Annotated in this window: 7 protein-coding genes; 1 reads left to right on the plus strand and 6 read right to left on the minus strand. The window is 65.9% G+C overall.

From position 1 onward, the window contains the following. The 5 genes from AX709_RS00410 to AX709_RS00430 form a co-directional block, all read right to left on the minus strand. Window positions 1-950, minus strand: a 950-nt coding sequence (locus AX709_RS00410) for an efflux RND transporter periplasmic adaptor subunit (protein ID WP_066545594.1), incomplete at its 3' end; no start/stop codon positions are given. Next, the gene (locus tag AX709_RS00415; protein ID WP_004212875.1) at window positions 950-2,227 is read right to left on the minus strand and encodes a TolC family protein; all 1,278 of its coding nucleotides are present in this window, start codon (window positions 2,225-2,227) and stop codon (window positions 950-952) included. The genes AX709_RS00410 and AX709_RS00415, both read right to left, overlap by 1 nt. A gap of 60 nt (window positions 2,228-2,287) precedes the next feature. Then, complete coding sequence (locus AX709_RS00420) at window positions 2,288-2,584, minus strand: hypothetical protein (protein WP_007406840.1); 297 nt, start codon at window positions 2,582-2,584, stop codon at window positions 2,288-2,290. Window positions 2,585-2,657: 73 nt separating this feature from the next. Next, window positions 2,658-4,625: a cytochrome c/FTR1 family iron permease gene (locus tag AX709_RS00425; RefSeq protein WP_004212871.1), complete on the minus strand. Its 1,968-nt coding sequence runs from the start codon at window positions 4,623-4,625 to the stop codon at window positions 2,658-2,660. After that, the gene (locus tag AX709_RS00430; protein WP_004212870.1) at window positions 4,625-5,251 is read right to left on the minus strand and encodes a cation transporter; all 627 of its coding nucleotides are present in this window, start codon (window positions 5,249-5,251) and stop codon (window positions 4,625-4,627) included. The genes AX709_RS00425 and AX709_RS00430 overlap by 1 nt, the downstream gene beginning before the upstream one ends. A 78-nt stretch (window positions 5,252-5,329) precedes the next feature. Here AX709_RS00430 and AX709_RS00435 point away from each other — a divergent pair, with 78 nt between their 5' ends. Further along, the gene (locus tag AX709_RS00435) at window positions 5,330-5,746 is read left to right on the plus strand and encodes a MerR family transcriptional regulator (RefSeq protein WP_004212867.1); all 417 of its coding nucleotides are present in this window, start codon (window positions 5,330-5,332) and stop codon (window positions 5,744-5,746) included. Here the strand turns inward: AX709_RS00435 and AX709_RS00440 are convergent. Then, window positions 5,740-6,942 (minus strand): aspartyl protease family protein, encoded by a 1,203-nt coding sequence (locus tag AX709_RS00440; protein WP_013039112.1) that lies wholly within the window; start codon window positions 6,940-6,942, stop codon window positions 5,740-5,742. The two genes, AX709_RS00435 and AX709_RS00440, sit on opposite strands and share 7 nt — an antisense overlap. Window positions 6,943-7,228: the final 286 nt, after the last annotated feature.

Raw genomic sequence — 7,228 nt, forward strand, 5'->3', positions numbered from 1 at the left:
CTCCCGCCGCTGCCCGTGAGCTGCACGGCTGCCGTCACAGGCTCGCCGACCCGCCATTCGCCACCGCGATTGTCGAGGGTGGCGAGCGCAGGCACGAGCCGCGTCTGCGGATCAAGCGCCGGCGACACGAAGGTCACGCGGGCGGTCGCCTGACGGCCTGCCGCCTTCACCAGCACCGTATTGCCGGGACGCACCCGGCCCGCATCCTCGGGCTTGAGATTAAGCGCGATCGACACCTGGCTCAGGTTGGCGATGCGATAGAGTTCGGCATCCGCCGCGACCGTTTGTCCCAGCGTCACGGGGCGCGCAATGATCTGGCCCGAGATCGGCGCGGCAATGCCGAGCCGGTTGAGCCCGCCGCCGCCGACACCCGCCGCCGAAACCATGCTCTGCGCCTGCGTCAGGGCGATCCGCGCCTCCGTCGCCGCTGTGCGGGCGGCGATCAGATCCTGTTCAGGGGAGACTCTCTGCGCGAACAGCCGCTGTTCGCGCGCGAGGTTCGAATTAGCGAGCTGAAGCCGCGCCCGCGCCGCCTCGACCTCGCCCTTGATCTGCGCCGCCTCGCGGCTTTCGATGACCGCAATGGTCTGGCCGCGTCCGACCGATTGGCCGAGGTTACGGGTGAGCGCGACCACGCGTCCCGCAATTGCGGCCGAGACGACCTGCGTTCCCTGTGGGTCGCCCTCGATGATCGCGGGCAGCTCGATCGTCCCGGCCCCGCCGATGATCGGCCGTCCGACCTGGACGCCCGCTGTGGCGATCTGGTCGGCACCCAATGTGACGACGCCTTCACCGGCATGACCGCCTTCAGCACCGCCCTTTTCCGTGCCCGCTGCCGTCTCATTGGCAGCTGCGCCTTCGGCAGTTGCCTCGTTTCCGCCATCCTTGCCGCCGCAGGCAGCCAAGAGCAGGGCGAGCGACGCCGCGCCCGCGAGATAAAAGCTCTTCATCACTGATTCCCCCCATTGGGCGCACGAGCGGTCAGTCGCTCCACTTGCGCGCGGGCATTCTGGTAATTGGCAAGCGCGTCGATCGCGGCGACCCGCGTTTCGGCGAGCGTGCGTTCAGCATCGAGCAATTCGAGCTGGCCGAACTTGCCCTCGCGATAGCCGATCCGCGCGATGCGGGCGGCCTCCTGTGCAGCCGCCAGCGCCGGCCCCGACGCCGCACGAGCCGTCGTTGCGGCATTGGCCGCCTGCGCCTGCGCGTCCGTGATCGCCTGTTCGATGTCGAGCGCGGTCACGCGGCGCTGCGCATCCGCCTGGGTCCGCTGCGCGGTCGCCTGCGCAATCGCGGCGCGACCATTGTTGAACACCGGGATCGGGATCGACACGCTGAACACCGCCGCCATGTCGTTGGTCGCTTCCAGGCGGCGGATCGACGGCCCGACGTTCAGGTCAGGCACGCGATTGGCGCGCGCGAGCCGCACGCCGGCTTCGGCAATGGAGAAATCCGCGTTGGCTGCCGCCAGCGCGAGTGTGCCGGTCGTGTTGACCGGTGCCAACGGCCCATAGACGTTCACACCGGGAAGGCGATCGAGCAGCGTGTCATCGAGCAGGCCGTCGATCGGCCGTCCGATCCGACGCGCCAGATTGGCGCGGGCCGCCTCGGCCAAGCGAAGCTGCCGCTCCACATTGGCGTCGGCATTGATACGCGCGACATCCGCGCGCTGTTGCTCGAGTGGCGATGCCCGCCCTGCCTGCACGCGAACGCTCGCGGCCCGCAGCGCATCGCTGGCGATCCGGGCCTGATCGCGGGCTGTCATTACCCGGCGATCGGCCGCGACCGCTTCGACATAGAGCTGCGTTACCTGAAGCCGGACATCCGCCGCGATGATCGCGGCCTGGATCTCGGCCCGGGACAATTGCGCATTGGCGACCGCGACGCGGGCGCCGCGCTTGCCGCCTAGCTCGATCGGGATCGCAAAGCCGACCGTGGTTTCCGCGCTGCGGACCCCCCGATACGGCCCGGAGCCGATGACATTCTCGACTTGGCCTTGAACCACCGGATTGGGCCGCAAGCCGGCGACTGTGCGACCTGCACGGGCCGCGTCGATTCCAGCTGTCGCCGCTTCCGCAGCAGGGGCCGAACCGCCCGCTGCACTGACCGCTTGGTCAAGCGTGTAGACCGGCGCATCCTGCGCAACAGGCGCGGACGGTCCGACCTGCGCCTGCGCCATCGTGGCGCAAGACGCTGCGGCCAGCATGGCCGCGAGGATACGATTCATGAAAATAGGACTCCTGACGATGATCGACAGGGGCGCGCCAACGCACGCCCAAATCGGACGTCAGGCTTGGGGGGGCCTCAAATGGACCATGCCGGTGCGGCCGTCGAGCGACGCAGAGGCGGAGATTGTCGGCTTGGGCACTGTGAGGACGGGGGTATATTCCATCGTCGTGCGCGCAGGCGCGCCGACGTCGTGTCCGTGACAATAATTGTGATGATGCGGGACATTCTTGTCCGAGTCCGATGGCACCTGATCGATGTCACCGGCGGTATGGACCGTGAACTCAACGCCCGCGATGCTTCCCCCCGCCAGATCGGCGGCATGGGCCATGCCGGAGAAGCTGGTCAGGACCAGCATCAGGCATGTCAGGAAAGGCAAAAAGGCTCGCACTAGCTTGCCTCTATCACGGAAGGGTTTTCATGTCATTGCACTAATTCGAACCAAGGGTCACTGAGCCGGAACCCGAGCGGGATCGGTCGCGCCCGTTCCAGGCGAACCCGACCGCAATGGCGACCGCCATCAGGAGTTGCGCCAGCACCGATTGCCAAGTGGGAAACACGCCGAGCATCGACAGCCGTGGCACGTCCGCGAGCGGTGCGATGTTGATAAGGCCGGCTTCCTGGAGCGCGGCGACGCCTTTACCCGCCAGCACGACGGTCAGGACCGCCATGAGCCAGGAGCTATAGCGGAAGAACTGCGCGATCGGCAGCTTGCGACTGTAGCGAAGCATGGCCCAAGCGATCAGGCTGAGCAGTCCAATCGCCGACCCGGCCCCCGCGAGAAGCATCCCGTTGTCACCTTGCGCCGAAAGCGCGGCATAGAACAGGATCGTCTCGAAGACCTCGCGATAAACTACGACGAACGCCAGCCCGAACAGGAACCAGCCCGACCCGCCCGAGAGCGCCCGCGACATCTTCTCGCGAATATAGCGCTGCCACTGATCGGCCTGCGCCTTGCCGTGCATCCAAATCCCGACCGAGAGCAGCACGACCGCGGCGAACAGCGAGCCAAACCCTTCCGTCAGCTCCCGGCTCGCACCGCTGATCCCGATCGCATAGGTGGCGACCGCCCAGGTGATCCCGCCCGCGATGATCGCGCTGACCCAGCCGCCATGCACGTACCGCAGCGCCTCGCCGCGCTCGGCTTTACGCAGGAACGCGATCATGGCGACAACGATGAGCAGGGCTTCGAGCCCTTCACGCAGCAGGATCGTGAACGCGCCCAGGAACGTGGACGCTTCGGTGGCGGCATCAGGCGCGAGCGCCGCTTCCGCATCGTCGAAAAGGCCGCCCAGTACTGCGACCTTCTCCGCGAGATCATCGGGCGACGCGCCCCGGTCGATCGAGGCGCGGAACTCCCCCATCGCGCCCTCGATTCGACCCATCAGCGTCGCGTCGCGCGCGGTGAGTGTTGGCTCGATCGGCTCGAACCCATCGAGATAGGCCGACAGCGCCAGCTCTTTCGCCATGCGCGCATCGCCGCGCCGCGCAGCCGCCACGCTTTCGGCGAGTTTGGCGCGGGCGACCGCGAGCGAGCCGGGAGCCTGTTGTATCACCTGTTCGGGATGACGACGCAGGAACGCGAGCACTGGGTCAGCCTTGGCGTCGCCGATCGCCGCGCCGAGCGCGGCCGGGGTGAGCGCGACCAGGGTTTTCAGGTCCGGAATGCGCCGGCGAAGGGTCGGGTCGGATTTCCAAAGCCGCTCGCCTTCGCGCGCCTGCGCATCCGTGAAGGCGAAGCTCCCGGCTCGGAATGCTAACGCCCAGCGCTGATCGTTGGGCAGATCGGCGAAGCTCTGCATCGCGGTCCCGTCGATGCCTTGCGTCACCACCTGATAGAGCGCGAACACGCTGCGCTGGCGCGCGCGCTCGGCATCGGTGAAAGCAATCGGGGGCGTAGCGAGCTTGGCGGCGTCAGGGCCACGGCCGTTGCCCGTCATCCCGTGGCAGGACGCGCAGGATTGTCGGAACAGGGCATCGCTGGAGACGAGGTTCGGAGCCTTATCGGGCGCGAGCGGCACCGGGTAGGCGCGCAACAGATCGGCCGCGAGCCCGTGCGCCAATGTTGCCACCTGTTCAGTCGGTCCCTTTTCCGCGATCACCGCCTGGAGGTTGGCAGCCCGCTGGATGAGGGCTTGACGCTCCGGCTTCGCCGGCAGGCCCTGAAGCCGTGTCGAGACCGACGCGGCGAACTCCGTCATCTCGGCATATTCCGACGTGCTCTTGATCCGACCGTTGGCGACCGCGCCGCCATAATCGACGGCCATATAGTCGAGCAGCCGCCATGCGGTTTGCACGTCGCCGGGTTCGGCGATTGCCGCAGCAGGGATCAGCAGCGCCGCGAGCGCGGAGAGCAGCCGCAACGAGAGCATTGCCCGGATCAACGCGAGCAGACGCACTACCGCTCTCCCAATTCGCGCCGAGCGCCAGTGACGATTTCATAAGCGGAGTGGAGGAACAGGAGGGCGATGAGGCCGGCGACGGCGAGGTCCGGCCAGGCGCTTCCTGTCCACGCCACCAGACCGGCCGCGGCGATCACCGCCACGTTGGCGAGCGCGTCGTTGCGGCTGAACAGCCAGATCGCGCGAACATTGGCGTCCCCTTCCCGGAAACGCGCAAGCACCAAGGCGGACACGACATTGATCGCGAGCGCGACAACGCCGATTGTGCCCATCAGTTCGGCATCGGGCGCGGTTGCGTTCAGGGCGCGCCAAATCGCGAAACCGATTACGCCCACGCCAAGCGCACCGAGAAACAACCCCTGCGTCAGCGCGACCTTTGCCCTCGCCCGTGCGGACCAGGCAAGCGCGAGAAGACCGATAAGGCTGATCGACCCGTCCCCGAGAAAATCGAGGGAATCCGCTTTCAGCGCTTGGCTATCGGCGATGAACCCGCCGAACAGCTCGGCGACTCCGAAGCCGAGGTTGAGCACCACGACGGTCAGCAGCGCACGGCGATAGGCCGGATCGGTTTGCGCGCGCGCGGGCTCCCCGTGGCACCCGCAGCTTTCGGTAGAAGCATTCATGCGGCCTTCCTTACCACCTCCAGTCGCTGTAGAAGCAAGCGAAATGTGCGACACGTTCGCATAAGCAAGGATGGCATGATGAAGCCGGTGATGATTGGGCAGCTCGCCAGCGAGACCTCGACGAAGGTGACGACGATCCGCTTTTATGAGTCGATCGGGTTGCTCCGATCCGCCCCTCGCACGGCGTCGGGTCGCAGAACCTACGATGCCAGTGACATTGAGCGTTTGCACTTCATCCGCAACGGTCGCCGGCTTGGCTTCTCCGTCGACGAGATCCGTTCGTTGATGGGGCTGGCGCAGAACCCGGACCAGGATTGTGGTGCCGCCTCAGCTATCGCTGCTCAGCACCTCAAGGATGTGGAGGAGAGACTGGCGCAACTCGCGGTGTTGCGGGATGAGTTGGCAATGCTCAGCCAGAGCTGCACCAAGGCGCGCATGGCCGATTGTCGGATCATGAAGGCGATCGGCAAAGGCCACCCTCAAGCCGATCAATAATAATCGGCCAGCCTGAGCTCGCGCACATCACCCGAGGCCATCGTCAGCTTTACGAGGGTGCCAGCAGGCCGGGAGCGCACTTGCCAGAGCTCCCCACGCGTATAGTTCGCATCGATCGAATGGCCGTTCACCGCCACGATCCGGTCGCCGACCGCCCAGCCAGCCTTTTCCGCGGGACTGTTCGCCGCCACATGAACAACGGTGAGCGCCGTTGGTGAGGCTGCGAGGCCAAGGCCGCTACGGTCCTTCAGCATCGGCAGGCGACGACGAGGACCGAGTGGCCGGAGCCACACGAATCCGGCGGTCACGTCGAACACCACGTCGAATTGAGCGATCAGCGGTAGGCCGACATTGCCAACCGTGCTGGTGGAGAGCCAAGCTCTCATCCCGAGTGTGGGGACGTTCGAGACGCCAAGCCCTTCGATGTTGATGTTCTGGATCGTGAAAGCATCGTTGATACGCACACCATCGACGCCGCCGATCGCCGCGGTCGAGACGAGCTTCCCGTTCAACAGCCCTTGATCGCGGGCATAGGCCGACGAGAGCATCAGCGCGGCCGAGCTGCCAAGATCGATCATCAAGGGCACGGGAGGCAAACCCGAGACGGAAGCTCGAATGAACAGCTCCTGCTTGGCACCGCGCCCGAGCGCGACAGCGCGCCAGTCGGGACCGGCGAGAAACGTGCCTGACTTGACGACCGCCATACGCCTTTTCGCGAAATCGAGCGCGATGCAGCTACCCGTGAACATATCGGCACCGAGGAGGATATCGATCGGTCGTCCGAAGGCCGCCGACACTGAACTCAGATCACCAACGACGGCAAAGGGTAAGCGACGGGTTTCGCGGGCGAGCTGTACGTCGATGTCGCGGACCAGCAGCACCGGGGCCTTGGCGCTCAGCCCGCTAATCATGCGCCGCTCACCATCGTTCAAGCCGAGCTTCGCCGCGAGCGCCGTGCTCATGATCGACGCGCCGCTGCCACTGTCGAGCACCGCCCGCACCGGCACTCCGCGCACTTGTGCCGAAACAAGGAGGGTATCACCCGTGCCGACTTCCAGCGGCTCCCATTCGAGGTGAGCCGCACCGAAGTTCCACGAGCCCGCAGACCGGGAAGTCTGTCGCGCGAGCGTTGGAGAACCGAGCACCAAGCCGGTTCCACAGGCCACCAGCCGCGCCACTAATGAGCGTCGAGACATACCGATTGCTTCAACACGGGCCGTCAAAAAGCCACCTCCAGCCCCCCGTCCGCAGGAGAGCAAATTGCGGTTACATGCTCCAGCCACTGGAGGAGCAAGTGCTTTTGGTGCGCCCGAAAATCCTCAGAAGCGCTTGGAGAACTTTAGATGAAGGATGGTGCAGACCGCTTAGATGCCTTCCCGATAACGAACGGTTCCGGGGGACGCTGGGCCGATCGGGACCGCGAACGGTGTAAACGCTCGCGCTAAGTGGCGGCATTCTGATCGCGCTATTTGTCGGCGAGCG

It is taken from the genome of Sphingomonas sp. CCH15-F11, assembly GCF_001557005.1.
Taxonomy (GTDB): Bacteria; Pseudomonadota; Alphaproteobacteria; order Sphingomonadales; family Sphingomonadaceae; genus Sphingomonas.